Annotated in this window: 20 protein-coding genes; 11 read left to right on the top strand and 9 right to left on the bottom strand. The window is 67.1% G+C overall.

Annotated elements, in window-relative coordinates; all coding sequences use genetic code 11:
* Positions 1-5 precede the first annotated feature (5 nt).
* The gene (locus tag QRT08_RS09950) at positions 6-1,025 is read left to right on the top strand and encodes a lysylphosphatidylglycerol synthase transmembrane domain-containing protein (protein WP_286045792.1); all 1,020 of its coding nucleotides are present in this window, start codon (positions 6-8) and stop codon (positions 1,023-1,025) included.
* 4 nt (positions 1,026-1,029) lie between these two features.
* Here QRT08_RS09950 and QRT08_RS09955 read toward each other — a convergent pair whose 3' ends face one another.
* Positions 1,030-1,464, bottom strand: a complete 435-nt coding sequence (locus QRT08_RS09955) for a metal-dependent hydrolase (RefSeq protein WP_286045793.1) — start codon at positions 1,462-1,464, stop codon at positions 1,030-1,032.
* A 135-nt stretch (positions 1,465-1,599) separates the two neighbouring features.
* Here QRT08_RS09955 and QRT08_RS09960 point away from each other — a divergent pair, with 135 nt between their 5' ends.
* Positions 1,600-2,142: a DedA family protein gene (locus tag QRT08_RS09960; protein ID WP_286045794.1), complete on the top strand. Its 543-nt coding sequence runs from the start codon at positions 1,600-1,602 to the stop codon at positions 2,140-2,142.
* A gap of 158 nt (positions 2,143-2,300) precedes the next feature.
* Here the strand turns inward: QRT08_RS09960 and QRT08_RS09965 are convergent, their stop codons facing one another.
* Positions 2,301-2,726 (bottom strand): EamA family transporter, encoded by a 426-nt coding sequence (locus QRT08_RS09965; protein ID WP_286045795.1) that lies wholly within the window; start codon positions 2,724-2,726, stop codon positions 2,301-2,303.
* Positions 2,727-3,323: 597 nt separating this feature from the next.
* On the opposite strand from QRT08_RS09965, the gene QRT08_RS18810 reads away from it, so the two are divergent.
* Positions 3,324-3,989, top strand: coding sequence for a helix-turn-helix domain-containing protein (locus tag QRT08_RS18810; RefSeq protein WP_286045796.1), 666 nt, complete (start codon positions 3,324-3,326; stop codon positions 3,987-3,989).
* A 249-nt stretch (positions 3,990-4,238) separates the two neighbouring features.
* Here QRT08_RS18810 and QRT08_RS09975 read toward each other — a convergent pair whose 3' ends face one another.
* Complete coding sequence (locus QRT08_RS09975; protein WP_286045797.1) at positions 4,239-5,681, bottom strand: aryl-sulfate sulfotransferase; 1,443 nt, start codon at positions 5,679-5,681, stop codon at positions 4,239-4,241.
* Positions 5,682-5,825: 144 nt separating this feature from the next.
* On the opposite strand from QRT08_RS09975, the gene QRT08_RS09980 reads away from it, so the two are divergent.
* On the top strand, positions 5,826-6,911 hold the full coding sequence (locus QRT08_RS09980) for a CNNM domain-containing protein (protein ID WP_286045798.1): 1,086 nt from the start codon (positions 5,826-5,828) through the stop codon (positions 6,909-6,911).
* A gap of 10 nt (positions 6,912-6,921) precedes the next feature.
* Here QRT08_RS09980 and QRT08_RS09985 read toward each other — a convergent pair whose 3' ends face one another.
* Positions 6,922-7,335 carry a universal stress protein gene (locus tag QRT08_RS09985; RefSeq protein WP_286045799.1) on the bottom strand — a complete coding sequence of 138 codons (414 nt, stop codon included), beginning with the start codon at positions 7,333-7,335 and terminating at the stop codon, positions 6,922-6,924.
* Between the two features lie 197 nt (positions 7,336-7,532).
* On the opposite strand from QRT08_RS09985, the gene QRT08_RS09990 reads away from it, so the two are divergent.
* Positions 7,533-8,285: a hypothetical protein gene (locus tag QRT08_RS09990; protein WP_286045800.1), complete on the top strand. Its 753-nt coding sequence runs from the start codon at positions 7,533-7,535 to the stop codon at positions 8,283-8,285.
* A gap of 78 nt (positions 8,286-8,363) precedes the next feature.
* Here the strand turns inward: QRT08_RS09990 and QRT08_RS09995 are convergent, their stop codons facing one another.
* Complete coding sequence (locus tag QRT08_RS09995; protein ID WP_286045801.1) at positions 8,364-9,047, bottom strand: haloacid dehalogenase type II; 684 nt, start codon at positions 9,045-9,047, stop codon at positions 8,364-8,366.
* Between the two features lie 122 nt (positions 9,048-9,169).
* Between QRT08_RS09995 and QRT08_RS10000 the strand changes: the two genes are divergently transcribed.
* A complete protein-coding gene (locus tag QRT08_RS10000; RefSeq protein ID WP_286045802.1) occupies positions 9,170-10,084 on the top strand; it encodes an SDR family oxidoreductase in 915 nt (304 codons plus the stop codon).
* 92 nt (positions 10,085-10,176) lie between these two features.
* Here the strand turns inward: QRT08_RS10000 and QRT08_RS10005 are convergent, their stop codons facing one another.
* Complete coding sequence (locus QRT08_RS10005) at positions 10,177-10,713, bottom strand: HTH domain-containing protein (protein WP_286045803.1); 537 nt, start codon at positions 10,711-10,713, stop codon at positions 10,177-10,179.
* Positions 10,714-10,935: 222 nt separating this feature from the next.
* Between QRT08_RS10005 and QRT08_RS10010 the strand changes: the two genes are divergently transcribed.
* The 3 genes from QRT08_RS10010 to QRT08_RS10020 all read left to right on the top strand — a co-directional run bounded on the left by QRT08_RS10010 (position 10,936) and on the right by QRT08_RS10020 (position 12,795).
* Positions 10,936-12,075, top strand: a complete 1,140-nt coding sequence (locus QRT08_RS10010; RefSeq protein ID WP_286045804.1) for a thiolase family protein — start codon at positions 10,936-10,938, stop codon at positions 12,073-12,075.
* A 70-nt stretch (positions 12,076-12,145) separates the two neighbouring features.
* Positions 12,146-12,520, top strand: a complete 375-nt coding sequence (locus QRT08_RS10015; protein WP_286045805.1) for a winged helix-turn-helix domain-containing protein — start codon at positions 12,146-12,148, stop codon at positions 12,518-12,520.
* Positions 12,517-12,795 (top strand): DUF7521 family protein, encoded by a 279-nt coding sequence (locus QRT08_RS10020; protein WP_286045806.1) that lies wholly within the window; start codon positions 12,517-12,519, stop codon positions 12,793-12,795. The genes QRT08_RS10015 and QRT08_RS10020 overlap by 4 nt, the downstream gene beginning before the upstream one ends.
* A gap of 33 nt (positions 12,796-12,828) precedes the next feature.
* On the opposite strand, the gene QRT08_RS10025 is transcribed toward QRT08_RS10020, so the two are convergent.
* Entirely contained in the window at positions 12,829-13,185 is a 357-nt protein-coding gene (locus QRT08_RS10025) for an SHOCT domain-containing protein (RefSeq protein WP_286045807.1), read from the bottom strand.
* 58 nt (positions 13,186-13,243) lie between these two features.
* Positions 13,244-13,816, bottom strand: a complete 573-nt coding sequence (locus QRT08_RS10030; RefSeq protein WP_286045808.1) for a DoxX family protein — start codon at positions 13,814-13,816, stop codon at positions 13,244-13,246.
* Between the two features lie 253 nt (positions 13,817-14,069).
* Here QRT08_RS10030 and QRT08_RS10035 point away from each other — a divergent pair, with 253 nt between their 5' ends.
* Both QRT08_RS10035 and QRT08_RS10040 read left to right on the top strand, forming a co-directional pair.
* Positions 14,070-14,618 carry a VIT1/CCC1 transporter family protein gene (locus tag QRT08_RS10035; RefSeq protein WP_286045809.1) on the top strand — a complete coding sequence of 183 codons (549 nt, stop codon included), beginning with the start codon at positions 14,070-14,072 and terminating at the stop codon, positions 14,616-14,618.
* Between the two features lie 78 nt (positions 14,619-14,696).
* Positions 14,697-15,287, top strand: coding sequence for a class I SAM-dependent methyltransferase (locus QRT08_RS10040; protein ID WP_286045810.1), 591 nt, complete (start codon positions 14,697-14,699; stop codon positions 15,285-15,287).
* 2 nt (positions 15,288-15,289) lie between these two features.
* Here the strand turns inward: QRT08_RS10040 and QRT08_RS10045 are convergent, their stop codons facing one another.
* Positions 15,290-17,002, bottom strand: coding sequence for an aldehyde ferredoxin oxidoreductase family protein (locus tag QRT08_RS10045; protein WP_286045811.1), 1,713 nt, complete (start codon positions 17,000-17,002; stop codon positions 15,290-15,292).
* Positions 17,003-17,014: the final 12 nt, after the last annotated feature.

Here is a 17,014-nt window from a genome sequence, read left to right on the forward strand (position 1 = left end):
CGGGTATGAACGGTCGAAACTGGCGGGCGCTGATCGTCGGCTTCGCGGGGGCGATCGCCCTCTTCGTCGGCCTGTTCTTCCTCGTCGGCGCGGACGACGTCCTCGACTCGCTTTCGAGCGCCGAGCCGTCACTGGTCGCCGCAACGCTCGCCGTCGCCCTCCTCTGGCTCGGCGCGTGGGCGCTCGTGCTCCGGACGGTGCTCGAGACCCTCGACGTCGCCATCCCGGTCGTGCGGGTGTTCTTCGTCTACGCCAGCGCCGTCTTCGCGAACAACGTCACCCCGTTCGGGCAGGCCGGCGGCGAACCGGTCGCGGCGCTGCTCATCTCGAAGGTCTCGAAGGCCCGCTACGAGACCGGCCTCGTCGGCATCGCGACCGTGGACGTGCTCAACGTCGTCTCCTCGCTCTCGCTGATCCTGGTCGGCGTCGGCTACTACGCGACGACCGCCATCGTCGGCGAACGCCTCCAGACGGCGGTCGCGTCGGCGCTCGGGGTCGTCGTCGCCGTCGGGGCCCTCCTGTTTCTCGCCTGGCGCTATCAGGGCGAGATCGTCGACCGGGTCTCCGAGGGCGTCGCCGACAGGGTCGCCCGACTCCCGGTCGGCCCCTCGGACCCCGACGCCGTCGCCGAGGACCTCTCGGGGCGCATGGAGCGGTTCTTCGAGCACATCGAGCGGATGGCCGCCCAGCGCCGACGCCTCGCCGTCGCGTTCGGCCTCTCGCTGCTCGGGTGGCTCCTGCAGGCCGCCGCGCTGCTGGCCGCGTTCGCGGCAATCGGCCACGTCGTCCCGGTGTACGTCCTGATCTTCGTGATCCCGCTCGGAAACCTCGCCGGGGCGGCCCCGCTGCCGGGCGGACTCGGCGGGATCGAGGCGGCGTTCGTCGCGCTGCTGGTTCCGACGACGGGGCTCCCGGCCGCCACCGTCACCGCGGCCGTCCTGATCTACCGGGGGACGATCTACTGGCTGCCGGTGCTGATCGGTGGGGGGTCGATGGCTGCGTTCAGCGCTCGCACGCTGGCGTGACGCCTCACTCGCCGCTCCACACGAGCAGCCCGACCGAGAGGCCCCACAACGCGAGCGTCCCCGCCGGCCCGTGAACGGGCAGGTCCCCGCTCGCGCGGATCCCCAGCGGGAACAGCCACGCCACGCCCATCGCCGACCCCGAGTCGATCACCAGGTGCGAGCCCACCGCCAGCGCGCTCGCGGGTCCGATCCGCCTCGGGGAGCGCCACGGGGAGGTCACGGCGACGACCGCGACGACGAACAACAGGGTGTGCGTGATCCCTCGGTGGACGAACGGCATGCCCCACGCCGCCGGGAAAAGGAAGTCGGCGTCGGGGACGATCCCGAGGACGAACCCGACCGCCGGATCGACGTCGGTGAACGCCCGGACGAGCGCGTAGCCGACGGCGCCGTGGGTGAGGAACGCGACGGCCAGAAACGCCACGCGTCCGGCGTCCATGTCTCCCCGTCGACGCCGAGGCACATCAGCGTTCGGTGGCCCGTCCCCCGACCGGACCCGTCGCCCCTAGCTGAGACGCCGGATACCGGGCGAACTGACAAGGTTTAACCCCGCTTGCGCGATAGTGTCCCGACGATGTACGTGTTGCAACTCGACCGGACGCCGCCGGAGGTCGAGGCGCTGCTCACCTCCGAGTTCGCACTTGCCGTGCTGTTGGCCATCGCCGTCCTCGAGGGGGCGATGATGCTCCGGTTCATGCCGAGCGAACTCGTCGTCCCGACGGCGCTCCTGTTGATCGGGTCGTCGCCGTCCGACGTGGTCGTGATCGTCGCCGTCACGGTCGTCGGAACGACGATCGGCCAGTTCGTCCTCTTCTCGCTCGTCCGGCGCGGCGGTCGGAACTACATCCTGCAAAAGCGCTGGTTCCCCATCAGCGAGTCCCGTCTCGACCGGATCGACGGCTGGTTCGACCGCTGGGGCCCGGTCGCCGTCCCGGTGAGCAACACGATGCTGTTCGTCCGCGGCCTGCTCACGGTTCCGGCCGGCCTCTCGGACATGGACGGCCGGGCGTTCGTCGTCCTCTCGGCGCTCGGATCGCTCTCCTTTCAGTCGATCCTCGCGGCGCTGTACCTGCTGGTCGATTACCAGTTCGTCCTCGATGACTACCTGCTCGTCTGAGGGATTCCTCGATGCGGGAGACGGTCGCGCGAAACCGAAAATGGCTCCATTGAACTATTATTTATGTGACGTTTCTACAAGTGAGATGGCCGATAGGTAGTTCATGCGAATCTAACGCGACTAGTTCAACCCCATGCCCAATAATCGTGTAGGCTACTCTATCGGGTAACCAAGACGATCCCAATGATTGCGAACGCTATCCCAGCAAATCTCGTTATCGTGACTTCGTCTCCGAGGACGACCATACCGATGAGAGCCGCGACGACGAAGTACATCGCACCGAGAGTGGAGACGACGGTCGTCGACCCTCCCGAAAGGCCGATGTACATCGAAATCAGGCCGATTCCGGTGAACAATCCGGCCGTGCCAGCGAGCAGTCCTCCTCTCGCAGTAACGGCAAGCGATGCGTCTGAAACGAGGATGTATCCGAGTGCGAGGGGCCCCGCGACGAGATAGGAGATCGCGGCGGCCGTCCTCGGGTCGATAGACTCCGACGCAGCGTTGCCCAAGACGACCCAGATTCCCCAGGTTACCATCGTAATCAAACCAAAGAACACAGCCGAATCTATCTCAGGGAAACCCATTATAGTGATTCGACGTACTGGTTGAATAGCGACGCCCAGAGACGCTCGAAGCGACTGGTGTCGAACGGCGGGGTGACCCCGACGGGGAGGTGGGATTTTGGCTCAGTGTCGCTGCCTCGGTCATCGGTATGGCGTCTCTGTACCATACATACTGCAGACCGACCGTGCCCGCATCGGTCTCTCCCTTAATCGAATAATCCCTTTATATCGGGTCTAGAAGATTTCATGCACTCCTGACCGCTTTCGCAGGTTGCTCGGTGATGCGGTGAGGACGACGAGGGCGAGCAAAAAGGATGAGTATCGCCCAGAGAACTCCACGAGAGATTTTCGATGCGCGTTCATCCTCGTTCTGAGTAGTGGACCACCAACTCCGCCGGACGCTCTCTTATGTCCCCCAGCAGCCTCCGTTTCACTGACCCATGGAACAGCGCCCGACTGCTGAACGCAGACTCCGTATGTAGCGTGTCGCTGACTCCGATTCGGAGCGCACCGTCAATGCGTTATATCCTCCGTATGCAACAAACCGGTTCTGATGGTTGCCAACGGCTTCACCAGATATACATGTTCATATATTAGAGACACCTCCCCTATAGAACAGTGACCGATATCAAAGCAGTTGTCCGAGTCGAGCACCCTGACATAGTGCTCACAAAGACGGTCACTCACGACCAGAGTTCGAAAGTCGAGTCGGTGTTAGAGGCAGGAACCGACCCTATATCGGGGAAATTCTTCTATCGCATACAGTCATCTGATTTCCGCCGGTTCGAAGATGGATTGCGGAACGATCACACCATTGGCGAGTTTGAACGAGTTATTGAAACCAGAGACGAGAAGGCGATCTATAGCTTCGAGTATACGGACGAAGCGAAGATCATCTCACCGATTATTTCGACCGCGAACGGTGTCATACTCGATATGAAGAACGACAGAAACGGTTGGATTCTAACGGTATGGATGCCCGACCGGACGAATCTGGCCCCTCTATGGGACTATGCGGAACGGAACGACATTGATATCGAGTTACTGCGCGTGAACGAATACGCTAGTTTAGGGAATACGGACGCAGGATTGACCGATAGCCAACGAGAGGCACTCCTCGTCGCACTCGACACGGGGTATTTCGAAGACCCACGGAACGCAACTCTCAGCGAAGTCGCCGCTAATCTGGATATCTCTCAACCTGCAGCCAGTGGTCTCCTTCGGCGTGGGACCAAACGACTCATCGTTTCTTCGCTGATGGATGACGGTGAAAAGCCAGAGTGATCAACGGCTACTCGGTGCAGCGGCGACGACATCACCCTGAGGGCACGATGTGTCTTCGTCAGCGTCCTGGGGTGAGTGTCGTGACCGAAACGCGCTCTGTGTTCAGCAGACCAACATTGACAGCTAGTAGTGAAGTTGATCGCTGCTCCGTTATCCACTTGCCCTGTATCTACCGATCCCCACTCCGTCCTCGTAGCGGCCAGGATTCCGACGGAGCTAAACGAACCCTCTTTTGAACGGCGCTCCGGGCTACCGTTTCCGGTAGACGGGGAGCCGTGCCCTGATTCCCCTGTCGTAGAGCTGCCAGCCGAGTTCGATTCCGATCCATGCGATCGTGGTCAGGGCACCGACAGCCACGGCAGCGAAGTGTGCCGTACCCATCCACACCGGACTGATGAAGAGGATGGCGTTGTGAACTCGGTGGGGGATGTACGACTCGATGACCAGGCCGACCTCGTGGAAGGCCCTGACGACGATGCCGATCGGGTCGAACCCGCTCTCGCTCTCGGCGCTCTGGCTCCCGCCGTCGCTCGGCGTCCGTGACTCGTAGCCCAGTTGCTGGGCGCTCTCGCCGCCCTCGCTCTCGTCGCCGGTTTCGAGGCGCTCGGCGTCGTAGGGCATCGTCGACGGGACCTCCCAGACGGCCTCCCAGCCGCCCTCGCCGTCGGGACTCAGCTCCATGACGCGGTTGCCGTGGCTGTCGACGACGAGCGTGTTCCCGTTGGGCAGGCGGTCGGCGTCGCGCGGCCACTGCATCCACTGATCGGACCACTCCCACGTCTGGGTCCACTCGTCGCCCTCGCGCTGGTACTCCTCTACGTTGCCGTTCTCCGAATCGGCGACGACGATCGCCGGGCCACCCTGGTCGGTGGGGATGTAGTCGGGGTTGTGCTGGTGGTAGAGGATGCTGTGGTCGTTCTGGGCGCCGAGGGTCCACTCCTCTTTGAGGCCCTCCTCGGGGTCGATGAAGACGACCTGGTCCTGGTTGCGCATGCTGACCATGATCGTGCCGTCGAGTTCGCTGCCCGGATCCTCGACGTACTCGACGTCGTTGATGTGCGCCCAGTCGCCCGGGTAGGGCCCGGCCTCCTCGATCGGGAAGTCGGCCTGGGCGTCCCAGGTCCACTCTTTCATCCCGGTTTCGGTGTTCAGGATGAACACCTCGTCGGCGTGGATGTCCGCCACGACGAACCGGTTCTCGTCGAGGCGGTCGACGTCGTGCCACTCGGCCGCGATCTCCTGGGGCTCGTAGCGTTCGACGAGCACCTCGGTCTCGCCGGTCTCGAGGTTCGTGCGCTCGATGACGTTCTTCGCACACGGCGGCGAGCCACAGGTCGGCCCCTCGGTGTGGATGGTGTCGGTCGCCGCGTACTCGACGGTCAGCGGCTCTCCCTCGACCGGGTCGACGTCGAAGTACTTGGTGCGTTCGTTCTCGTAGTACAGGATGCTTCCGTCGGGGGCGTAGGCGGTGATCGTTCCGGACCGCCCCGACTCGGTGATGACGGTGTGGCCGTCGCCCTCGGGTGCGGTCGGGACGTCCTCCTCGGTCGCCGTCGAGAGGGTGTCGGCGGTCGCGCCGCTGACGAGGACGGCGATCGAGAGGACGATCAGCACCGCGAAGAGGATCCGCAGTCGGTTGCGCGAAACGGCCGATCGCACCCGCTCGACCCCAGTGGCTGATCGCTCGCTCACGGTCCTTCGGGCGATGCGTTCGGCTCCCCCACTCCTCGGATTACCATATCATGCCTTCAGTAAGGGAACCAATATGGCTTTCCTTTTTCACCCCGGAGGAACCCATCGAACGTTCTTTGCGTCTCGGCCGTCTCCGTCCGGCGAATGGTCTCCTTAGAGGTCGCCGCTCGACTCGTCGCCGGGGCCGGTCTCATCGCTGCGAACGCGTTTTTCGTCGCCGTCGAGTTCGGTCTGACCCGCGCCCGGCAGTTCGACGAGGAGGAGTTCGTCGGTGACAACCCCGCCTTGGAACGCGCCTGGGCGATGACCGATAACCTTGAGATTTACCTGACGACCTGTCAGGTCGGGATCACGGCCTCGAGCATCGCGGTCGGGATCGTCGCCGAGCCCGCGCTGGCCGCGCTCTTCGAACCGCTGTTCGAGGGGACCCTGTTGGCGTCAGTCGGGTCGGCCGCGATCCTCTCGTTTCTGATCATCAACCTCGTCCACCTGACCCACGGCGAACAGACCCCGACGTATCTGGGCGTCGAGCGCTCGCGGTGGGTCTGTCGGTACGGGGCGACCCCCCTGTACTGGTTTCACTGGCTGATCTCCCCGCTGATCACGCTCGGCGACTGGGTCGCGAAGGCGACGCTCAAACTGTTCGGCATCGAGATGACCGGCGCGTGGCTCGAAACCGAACAGGACCGCATCGAGAGCCGGGCCGACCTGAGACACCGGATGGAGTCGCTGCTCGCGCGGGGCGACCTCGACGAGGAACGCTACGAGGAGGTGCTGGGCGCGCTCGCGGTCGGGCGGATGACCGTCGGGGACGTCATGGTCGACCGCGAGGACGTGGTCTTCCTCTCGACGGAACTGTCCCTCTCGGAGAACCTCGAACGACTCTCCGGGTCGCTGCACAACCGCTATCCGCTGATCGGCGAGGACCCCGAGGACTTCCGCGGGATCGTCTACGTCTCGGCGGCCCTCGATCGGATCGACGCCCTCCAGTCCGGAGAGACGAGCCTCGAGGGGATCGCCGCCCCGCCCATGACCGTCCCCGAGGGGACGAGCGTCAGCGACGTCATCGACCGGTTCCAGGCCGAGAGCCAGGAACTCGCGCTCGTTCGCTCCGCGGAGGGCGACCTCGTCGGGCTGGTGACCGCCACGGACGCGATGGAGGCCGTCGTCGGGGAACTCGAGGACCCGCTCGACGAGGTAGACGAAACCACCGCCGCCTCGGCGGCGTGAACCGTCCGGTTCAGAGAACGAGGACGGGCTTCTCGGAGAGACGGATCACGCGGTCGGTGACGCTTCCCAACAGCGCCTCCCGGAGCCGGCCGCGATCGCGCTTTCGCACGACGATCAGGTCGACGTCGCGGGCGTCGGCGTACGCGACGATCTTCTCGTGTGGGACGCCCTGAACGACCTCCGTTTCGACCGGGATCGAGCGCTCGCGTGCGTGCTCGGCGAACCGCTCGACGGCGTCGGTCGCCTCCCGCTCGAGGGTGTCGACGACCTCGCCGCCGAGGTTCGTCACGCTGTCGCGGCCCGTGTCGGCCACCGAGAGGACCGCCACCGTCGCCCCGGTCCGTTTCGCGAGGTCGTAGACGGGCCCGTAGCGTTCGTCCGGCGATGCGTCCTCGGCGACGGGAAGCAGGATGCGCTCGTACATCGTCCGCCAGTAGCGTCCGGCTACCTATATGTCCGGTCCCGCCGCGCCCGGTGAACGCCGAGTACGGTCGTCCGCCCGTCGGTTACGACGGGGGGCCGTCGGATCGCTCACGCCACCCTACCCTCGCTATGGAGGCCATTACAATCGGGCTACGGCTCGGACGACCCCCACGCTGGATTCCAGTGCCGGAGCTATCGATGTACGACACCCCAGACCGCCCACCGGCGGCCGACGCCCGAGAATCGCATCCGACGAACTCGACCTCGACGCCCCTCTCGCGTCGGAACGCCCTCCGGTCCGTCGGCGTCGCTGCCGGGCTCCTCGCGGCCGTCGGGACGACACGGCCGGCCACGGCCGAGGACGATTCGGCAGACGCCTGTGACGACCCCGACGAGCCCACCGACCCCGACGAACTGTACGTCCACCTCCTCGCCAGACAGCGCGAGCTACGCGCCTCGAACGGCGCGAACCTCGACGAGGACGGCGTCCGAACCGTCCTCGAGGAGCGCGCCGCCGACTTCGAGGGGCGCCTGCTCTTCTTCGCCGCGAGCGATTTCGGCCAGCCGCGCGTGTTCCTCCCGGCGGACCTCTCGGATCCGGACGCCGTCCTCCAGTCGGTGCTCGACCGGATCCACGCGGAGAAGTGGAGCCCGGAGCACGACGGCCTCCGGGACGTCCGCCGGCAGGTGTTCGAGGAGGTCGCGGGGATCCACCAGGGGCTTCCCGCGCTCTATCACGGTTCCGGGGAGGCGGAGTACGACCTCGCGGGCCCGTGGGACGGGGTCTACAACTTCGTGACGATCCGACAGGTCGTCGGCCTCGTCGACTGGGTGACCAACGCCGACGAGGAGTGGGTCGAGGGCCGACGGCTCACCTACGACTCCCCGGAGTCGGCCGACTCGATCGACCCCGATCGGTTCGGCCCGTCGACTCATCCGGGGCTGCGGTGACCCCCGGTCGCGCTCCGCGCCGTGATCCCGACCCCGCCGAAGGCGCGTCGGCGACACGGGATCTGGACGGCGCTCGCTCTACACGCCCAGTTCGTCCGCCAGCTCGTAGAACGTCCCGATCGTGAGGTCGGGTTCGCCGCCGAACGGCTCCCAGGGGGTGCCCTTCCGGTCGACCCACACCCCCTGCATCCCCGCGTGGCGGGCGCCCAGCACGTCGAACCAGCCCGCGGTGACGTGCGCGATTTCGTCGATCGGCGTCCCCGTCCGGGCGGCGGCGTGCCGATACAGGTCGGCGGCCGGTTTGAACGTCCGGATCTCGTCGGCGCTGATCGTATCCTCCAGTATGTCTCCGATATCCGCGTGTTCGACCATCGACTCGAGCATCTCGGGGTCGCCGTTCGAGACGACGTAACAGTGGTAGCCCCCCTCGCGGAGGCGTTCGATGCCGTCGCGGACGTCGTCGAAGACATCGAGTTCGTGATAGACCGCGAGGATCTCGTCGCGTTCCGACTCGGAGACGTCCGCGTCGTGGACGTCGAGGGCGTACTGGAGCGCGTCGCGGTTCATCTCGTAGAACGGCTGGTAGGCGTCGATCTGGTTCGCGACGAACGTGTACTCGAGCGAGCGCGCCCGCCAGAGCTTCGAGACCGGTTCGGGGTCCGCGACGCGCTCGGCGAGCGCAGTCTCGGCCGCATCCACGTCGACGAGCGTGCTGTACGAGTCGAACGTGACCGTCGTGACCGTGCTTGCGTCGAACGTCATGGACGGGCGGTTGGCCGCCGGCGACGATAACTCCCCGGGCCGTCCGAGGGCGGCTCCCGAGTCCGGACCGTCCACCGTCACCACACCGTTTTGTCCCTCGCCGTCGTCGGTCCGCCCGAACCATGTCCACGGACGAGTTCGACCTGACCGTCCCCGAGTTGACCGCCGACGACCTCCTCGTCCTCGAGGATCCCCGGTTCGGCCCCGAGAGCGTCGCCGTCGTGACCGGGGCCGCCTCGGGGATCGGACGGGCCACCGCCGTCGCGCTGGCCGCCAACGGTCTCACGGTCGTCGGCGGCGACGTCGACGAGAAGGGGTTGGACGAGACCGCCGCCCTCGCGGCGGACGTGGGGGCCGACGGCGAGGTCGTCCCCGTCCCGACCGACCTCACCGACGACGCCGACGTCGAGTCGATGGTCGAGGCGGCCGCCGCCGAGGGCGAGTTGCGCTACGTCGCCAACATCGCGGGGATACAACACATCGCCTCGATCCCCGACTTCCCCGTCGAGACGTACGACCTCCTCCTGGACGTCATGCTGCGCGCGCCGTTTCTCGTCGCGAAACACGCGATGGCGCACATCCGCGAGACGAGCGACAGCGCCGAGCAAAGCTCGGCTGGCGGCCGGAAGTCATCGACTTCCGGCGATGGCGTCGGCGCGATCGCCAATATGTCCTCGGTCCACGGCCACTACGCCACCACGGACAAGGTCGCCTACATCACCGCGAAACACGGTCTCAACGGGCTCACACGGTCGATCGCCGCCGAGGGCGAGGGCTCCCTGAGGGGCTTTTCGGTCAGCGTCGGCTACGTGCTGACGCCGCTGATGGTCGATCAGATCGAGGACACCGCCCGCGAGCGCGGGATCACCGAACGGGAGGTCGTCGAGGACGTGATGCTCGGGCAGGCTCGAACGAAGGAGATGATGACGCCCGCCGAGGTGGCGAACCTCTTCGTGTTCGGCTTCTCCTCGCACGCCAGTCACCTCAACGGCGGGGACCTGCTGTTCGACGGCGGGTTCACCACGACCTACGAGTGATACCGTCGGCTGTACGTACCCACCGCCGGGAACGGCCGGATCGTCGGACTCTCCCGTAACGGGTCACGGCCGACGGTACGAGGCGACCCCGTCTACGGGCGCCCGACGGTGCCGGGCCGACGGCGTCTCTCGGCTGCCTCGGACGGCTCCTCGGGGGTCAGGTCGCTCAGCGCCGTCCGGTGGGAGAGCGTCTCGATCCCGTCCATGACCGTGTAGGTGCGCTCGCCGTCCGAACACGGGAACACCGCCCGCACGGGGTCCTCGTCGGCCCCCTCGTCGACGGCGTACAGCACCAGACAGATCAGCGGGAAGCTGATCACCTCCTCGGGCTGGTCGTCGACGATCGACTCGCGCCGGCGGCGGGCGAACCCGGGCGCGAGCGTGCAGCCACGTCCCTCGGCCCACGACTCGATGGCCGTGTAGCGTTCGTGGGCCGCCGTCCGCACCTCGGGGTCGGCCCGCATCTCCCGGCCCCACACCTCGACGTCGACGGCCTCCAGTAGCTCGGTGTCGAGAAAGTCCTCGACCTGGTCGATTATCGTTCGCTGACGCTCGCTCACCCCGTGGGGTGCCAACGAGCGCAGGACCACCTCCGCTCGATACGTCTCAGGCTCGGTTCGGGCGTTCATTGGCAGTTGCGTCTCCAGCCTATCGGATAAAGTTAATTGAGACAACAAGACAGGTCAGTCACCACCGAGTGTCACTACCGTGTCATCAACTCGACGAACGACGAGCCGCCGTCGAGACGCCACCCGTAGCGCCTCCGGGCGTCGATCGACCTACCGGCGATCGAACGGGAGAGCGAGCGATCCGGTAGGGGGAGCTATGACGGCGGGGCGCGAAGTCATGGTATGGTCTACCTCGTGGACGCGGTACGGACCCCACACGGCGCGTTGCTCGGCGGCCTCTCCGAGGTCGGGGCGGTCGAACTCGGTGCCGCGGCGCTCGACGGACTGCGGGCGCGGACGGACCTCGACCCCGCGGGGATCGACTGGGTCGGACTCGGCGAGGCGATCCAGGCCGGCGTCGGACAGGTCCCGGCGCGGCAGGCGGTCCTCGAAGCCGGGTTCGACGCCGGCACGGAGGCGACGACGGTCAACGAGGCCTCCGGGTCGGGGCTCCGGGCGATCGCGCTCGCGGTCGACCGTATCGAGAGCGGCCGGGCGAGCGTCGCCGTTGCCGGGGGGATGGAGTCGATGTCGAACGCGCCGCACGTGAGCCGCGAGCACCGCCGCGGGAAACGGCTGGGCGACAGCCGCCTCGTCGACACGCTGGTCTACGACGCGCTGTGGGACGTCACCCGCGACGCGCACATGGGCGAACTGACCGAGGCGCTCGCCGAGCGGTTCGACGTCTCGCGCGAGGCACAGGACGCCTACGCTGCCGAGAGCAACCGCCGGGCCGCGGCGGCGATCGACGGGGGCCGGTTCGACGCGGAACTCGTCGCCGTCGAGGGGGTCACGGAGGACGAGGGGCCGCGCCCCGACTCGACTGTCGAGTCGCTGGGTGAGCTTCCGCCGGCGTTCGCCGAGGACGGGACGATCACCGCCGGCAACGCCTCCAGTCTGAGCGACGGCGCCGGCTGTGCGTTGTTGGTGGGCGACGGCGTCGAGGGGTTCGACGACCCCCTCGCGGAGGTCGTCGACTACGCCCTCGCGTACCGGGACCCCGAGTGGTTCGGGATCGCGGTGGGCAACGCCGTCGAGGCGCTGCTCGACCGGAACGGCCTCGCCGTCGACGACGTCGACAGCTACGAGTTGAACGAGGCGTTCGCCGCCCAGATGGTCCACGTCCGCGAGCGTCTCGGAATCCCGCCCGAGATCCAGAACCCCGACGGCGGCGCGGTCGCGCTCGGCCACCCCATCGGGGCAAGCGGCGGGATCCTCACGACGACGCTCGCCCATCGAATGGACCGAGAGGATCACACGCGCGGCGTCGTCGGCATGAGCATCGGCGGCGGCGGGGGTATCGCGATGCTGCTAGAGCGATAGCCCCGCTCGGCTCCGTCGGGGGCGACCGGCGACGGAAACGTTTTTGTCGTGATTCGATGGATCGATATCCATGCTACGGACGGGAGATGGGCGGGACGTACCCGATCCCGACGCCGTCTTTCGGGCGCTGGACGACCGGACGTGTCGGGAGATCATCACGGAACTCGGCGAGCCGCGGACGGTCACGGAGATCGCGGAGCGCTGTGACATCCCCCTCTCGACGACGTATCGGAAGGTAGAGCGCCTCGACGAGGCCTCGCTCGTGACGCAGCAGACCGAGATCCGTCGGGGCGGCCACCACCGCGCGCTCTATCGCGCGGACTTCGTCACGGTCAGGGCGTTCGTCTCCCCGGAGCGCTCGCTCGACGTGGCGATCGACCGCCCGGTCTCCGAGCCCCAGGAGGGGCTCGTCAGCCTCTGGTCGGAGCTGCGGAGGGAGACGTGAGCGTCCTCGCCGCGACGCTCGTCGCCGCGTTGAAGACGCTCACGCTGGTCTTCGGCGGGCTGATCACCTACTTCGCGTACAGCGCGTACCGACGGACGCGGATCCCGGCGCTGCGCGCGCTCACGTTCGGGTTCGGGGCCGTGACGCTCGGGGCGTTTCTCGCCGGGGCGGCCCACCAGGCGTTCGGGCTCGACACCGACATCGTGCTGGTCATCGAGAGCGTGCTGACGGCGATCGGCTTCGGGATCATCCTCTACTCGCTGTACACCACCTGACGGATCGGCGGGATCGAGCGGAAAAACAGGCGATCAGCGTTCTTCGAGTTTCGCCCGGCGCGTCTCGAACTCCTCGTCGTCGATCTCGCCGCGGGCGTACCGGTCGCGGAGGTGTGCGAGGGCGCCGTCGCCCTCGCTTGCGGTCCGGTCCCCGTCGACGAGCCAGTAGATCAGGGCCACCGGAATCGCGACGAGCGCGACCATCCAGAGGAGGCCCACGATCCACATGAGCCCCCAGCCGAGTCCACCGCCCATGCCCCACACGTGGCCGTCCCACATCGACACGCCGCCAGCGTTCGTGCTCGCGGCGGCGAGCGTGGCGATCAGCAGAACGCCGAGCCCTCCCAGGAGTCGCCTCGTCCATCGTCCCGTTCCCGCGGTCGTCGTCATCGGTATGTCTCCGTTGGTTTCGGCGTTCGATCGTCGATACGTGACTCAGTCCCCGGGATCAGCCGAGGACGTAGTCGAGCTTCGGGTACTTCTCGAGCAGGGGCGTCCCGTCGACCTCGTAGCGCTCGATGAGCGTGTCGAGCCCGAGGATCCGGCCGGCGCCGAAGGCCGCGACCGCCAGGAACACGAGCATGTACGCGAAGTCGCCGTTGATCAGGCCGTGGGCGACGTCCCAGTTGGCGAAGTAGAACGTCGCCATCATGAACGCGCCCCAGAAGGCCGCGAGGCGGACGAACGCGCCCACGAGGAGCGCGAGGCCGATCGCGACCTGCCCGAACGGGACGGCGACGTCGACGAACGCGAGCATCCAGCCCGTCTGGCCGATCCACGCGAACACGTCGACGAGCGGGCCGCCGTTCGCGGGGACCGCCCCGAGCAGGAAGCCCTGCGCGCTGAACGGTTCGGGGCCGAGCAGTTTGCTCAGGCCCGCGTTCAGGAACGCGAGGCCCATCATGAGGCGGAGCGCGAGGACGAACCACGCGCTGAGGCTGTGGGCCTGGCCGCGGACGGTGATGCCGCCGATCTTGCTCTCGAAGACGTTCGGTTCCTGGATGGGGGTTGCAGTTGCCATTTCGTTCACCTACGATCGTAGAGAGGTTGCCGAGGGGTATATAATAGGAAGCACGTTCTCGGAGGTTGAGAACGCGCGCCGACGGCGGCTTGCAGGGGATGTCGGTCACGCGGTTTTATACTGTCGGTCATGGGAGCATGACCTGCGATGGCATGATTCGACGGAAAACAGCACGAGTCCCGCCTGTGCTGGCGACGGTCGATTCACGGCGGTATGACCGACAGTCTATCGGTCGCCGGGGCGAGGGGATCACATGATCGAGCGGCTACTGGGCGACGAGTTGGAGAACCCCGGCGGGTACATCGCGGAGGTCATCTACGGGGCGAACGACGGGATCGTCACGACGTTCGCGGTCGTCGCCGGCGTCGCGGGGGCCGCCCTCGACCCGGCGATCGTCCTCATTCTGGGGATCGCGAACCTCTTCGCCGACGGTTTCTCGATGGGGATGAGCAACTACCTCAGCCAGCGCTCCGCGCTGGACTACCGGACGGCCCAACTCGGCGAGGCGGCGCCCGTCGGTGGCGTCGTCGCCGACAAACCCCCCGTCTACACGGCGTTCGCGACGTTTCTGGCGTTCATCGTCGCCGGGTGGACGCCGCTGTTGCCCTACGCGCTCGCGCTCACGCCCGCGTTCACCTTCTCGATCGTGGCGACTGGCGGGGCCTTTTTCGCCGTCGGCGCGAGCCGGAGCCTGGTGACGAACCGCCGCTGGTACCTCGCCGGCGGGGAGATGTTCGTCGTCGGGATGCTCGCCGCGGCCGTCGCCTACACCGTGGGCGCTCTCCTCGGCGGCCTCGCGTGAGCGGCCGCCCTCGAGGTTCTCGACGCGCCGCGACCGCGGAAACGGGACGTACTTCCCCCGCCGGTCGAAACGGCGGACATGGACCGATTTCGGAACACGCGACAGCCCGACTGGGGGTGGTGGGGCGAACTCTGGCCGGAGCCCGAACGCCTGTTGTGCGACCTCGGCCTCGAGGCCGACCGGTCGCTCGCCGACGTCGGTTCCGGGGACGGCTACTTCACGCTCCCCGCCGCCGGGATCGTGGCGCCGGCCCCGGTCTACGCGATCGACATCGACCCGGCGCTGCTGGAGGACCTGCGCGAGGCCGCCGCCGAGCGTGGCCTCTCGAACGTCACGCCCATCGAGGGGGACGCACGCGACCTGGAGGCGCTTCTGCCCGAACCGGTCGACGACCTCCTCGTCGCGAACACCTTCCACGGGATCGAGGACCCCGCGGAGTTCGTGAGACGGGCGTACCGATCGCTCGCGCCGGGGGGCCGCCTGATCGTCGTCAACTGGCACGACCGGCCGAAGGCAGAAACCACCGTCGCGGGCGCGCCCCGCGGGCCGCCCGAGGAGGTGCGCCTCCCGCCCGCGGAGACGCGACGGCGGGTCCGTGCCGCCCCGTTCGCGGCGGTCGACGAGGTCGACCTGCCCCCGTACCACTACGCGCTCGTCTGCGAGCGGTAGTCTCAGTCGTCCGCGGAGGCGGTCGAGACGGTGCCGTCGTCGTTCCAGCCGCGCGCCTCGTAGTACTCCGTGAGGGCGTCGTCGAACCCCTCCAACTGGTCGGCGTACGGCAGGGTGTCGTCGCTCCGGTCGAACCCGCGCTCGTTGTTGAACTCCCGCTCCATCTCGACGACGCGCGCGCCGACGTCGAGGAGGGCCTCGTAGTCGGCCGAGAAGAGCGCCTCGTACCTGTCGGGGTTCATGACTCCTCTCGAAAAGCGACAGACGATCCCGCAGTCCTCCAGCGCGCGGGCGTTCTCCTGTTCGACGATCGCCTCGGGCTTGCCCTCGAACCCGCTCTGGGGAAAGGCGGCGTCCTTCCCTACCAAGGGATACTCCCACGCGTAGAACGTCGAGTACATGTGGTCCGCGCCGCGGTTCGCCACCGCGTAGGCCAGCCCCTGACCGTGGAGGGTGCGTCCCTCGTGGCCCGCAAAGGAGAGGTTCTTGACCGTCCAGTTACCCACCCCAAGCTCCTCGTGGGCGCGGGAGATCCCCTCGGCGAGCGTGTCGCCGATCCCCTCCCGGCGGGCGATCTTCTCGACCGTCTCGTGGATCAGTTCGGCGTCGCCGAAGGCGTCCTCGCTGGCGAGGTAGGCGGCGACGGTGTTGCCACACGAGATGGTGTCCAGCCCGTATTCGTCGCAGAGCTCGTTCGACTGCATCACGTCGACGATGTCGTCGACCGCGCAGTTCGAGCCGAACGCCATCACCGTCTCGAACTCGGGCCCCTCGGTTTCCAACCCACTTTCCTCGTCCCTCGTGGGGAGCTTGCAGGCGAACGCACACGCCGAGCAGGTGCCCTTCTTGAACTTCTTCTCCTCGACGCGGTCGCCGTTGATCCCCTCCGCGCCCTCGAACTGTTGTTCGGAGAAATACCGGGTGGGCAGGCCGTTGACCTCGTTTGCCAGGTCCGTCACCGAGGTCGTCCCCTGGCGTTTCATGATGTGGTCCGTGGTCGCGGCCTCGCGGTGGACGTCGTTCTGGACGTCGGGGATCTCGATCTCGGGATGCGAGTCGCCGTCGAACGTGATCGCCTTGACGTTCTTCGATCCAAGCACCGCCCCGAGCCCGCCACGCCCGAACGCGCGCGATTCGGTGGTCATGATCGCGGCGAATTTCACCAGATTCTCGCCGGCGGGACCGATCGCGACGGCGTTCTCCTCGGTGAGGTCGCGCTCGCGCTCGACGTACTCCGTCACCTCGGAGACGAGCGCGCCCTCCAGATCGGGGACCGGATCGAACTCGACCCGAGCGCGAGACGCCGTCTCGCTGCCCGACGAGTGTGACTCGTCGACCTCGTCCGTGACGTGGATCACCACGGGTTCGTCGCTCTTTCCCACCAACTCGATCGCGCCGTAGCCCGTCCCGGCGAGGTTCCGCGAGACGAACCCGCCGGCGTTCGAGGAGACGAGTCCATCGGTAAGGGGCGAGAGCGCGGTCGCGTTCGTCCGGCCGGTGTAGCTCATCCGGCTGGCCTGCATCGGCCCGGTGGTGAAGTAGAGCCTGTTCTCCTCCCCCAGCGGGTCGGCGTCGAACGGGACCCGCTCGAAGGCGAGTTTCGTCCCGACGCCCCGTCCACCGATGAAGCTGGACAGGACGTCGTCTATGTCCTCGGTGTCGTGGCTGCGCTCCCCGAGATCGATCGAGAGCAGCGGCCCCTCGGCGTGAAGCATACGCCGGGCTTC

The sequence above is a fragment of the Halalkalicoccus sp. NIPERK01 genome (assembly GCF_030287405.1).
GTDB lineage: Archaea > Halobacteriota > Halobacteria > Halobacteriales > Halalkalicoccaceae > Halalkalicoccus.